The sequence below is a fragment of the Kitasatospora sp. NPDC001159 genome, assembly GCF_053598235.1.
Genome location: NZ_JBSFJV010000294.1, coordinates 1 through 1141, shown reverse-complemented (window position 1 = coordinate 1141; position 1141 = coordinate 1). Strand labels below are relative to the sequence as shown.

Sequence of the window (1141 nt, the reverse complement as noted above, 5' to 3'; positions counted from 1 at the left end):
GCCTCGGCCGGCCATGTTGGTGGCGACGGTGACGGCGCCCTTGCGGCCGGCCTGCGCGACGATCTGCGCCTCGCGCTCGTGGTGCTTGGCGTTCATCCCGACGACGTCGGCGTCCCCTGGGCCATCGGCTCACCCGAAGGCGGCCACGACACCGTCCACCCCGCCCTCGGAACCCTCGACGACTTCGACCACTTCGTCACCGAAGCCACCCGCCACGGCCTCGAAATCGCCCTCGACTTCGCCCTCCAGTGCTCCCCCGACCACCCCTGGGTCCACAAACACCCCGACTGGTTCCACCACCGCCCCGACGGCACCATCGCCCACGCCGAGAACCCGCCCAAGAAATACCAGGACATCTACCCCGTCGCCTTCGACACCGACCCCGACGGACTCGTCACCGAAACCGTCCGCATCCTGCGCCACTGGATGGACCACGGCGTACGCATCTTCCGCGTCGACAACCCCCACACCAAACCCGTCGCCTTCTGGGAACGCGTCATCGCCACCGTCAACCGCACCGACCCCGACGTGATCTTCCTGGCCGAGGCCTTCACCCGCCCCGCGATGATGCACACCCTCGCCCAGATCGGCTTCCAGCAGTCCTACACCTACTTCACCTGGCGCAACACCAAACAGGAACTCACCCAGTACCTCACCGAACTCACCGGGGACGCCGCCTCCTACATGCGGCCCAACTTCTTCACCAACACCCCCGACATCCTCCACTCCTACCTCCAGCACGGCGGCCGCCCCGCCTTCGAGGTCCGCGCCGTCCTCGCCGCCACCCTCTCCCCCGCCTGGGGCATCTACAGCGGCTACGAACTCTGCGAGAACACCCCCCTCCACCCCGGCAGCGAGGAATACCTCGACAGCGAGAAATACCAGCTCAAACCCCGCGACTGGGCCACCGCCGAACGTGAGGGCACCACCATCGCCCCCCTCATCACCCGCCTCAACACCATCCGGCGCGCGAGCCCGGCCCTGCGCCAGCTGCGCGATCTGCACTTCCACACCACGGACAAGGAAGAGGTGATCGCCTACTCCAAGCGGCAGGGATCGAACACGGTTCTGGTGGTCGTGAACCTCGACCCCCGCCACACCCAGGAGGCCACGGTCTCGTTGGACATGCCGCAACTCGGCC

Annotated in this window: 2 pseudogenes; one reads left to right on the top strand and one right to left on the bottom strand. The window is 67.5% G+C overall.

The window, feature by feature from the left end:
* Positions 1-96: pseudogene (locus tag ACWC9T_RS41970) on the bottom strand (preprotein translocase subunit SecA); the annotation flags it as partial.
* 3 nt (positions 97-99) lie between these two features.
* Here ACWC9T_RS41970 and ACWC9T_RS41965 point away from each other — a divergent pair.
* Positions 100-1141: pseudogene (locus ACWC9T_RS41965) on the top strand (alpha-1,4-glucan--maltose-1-phosphate maltosyltransferase); the annotation flags it as partial.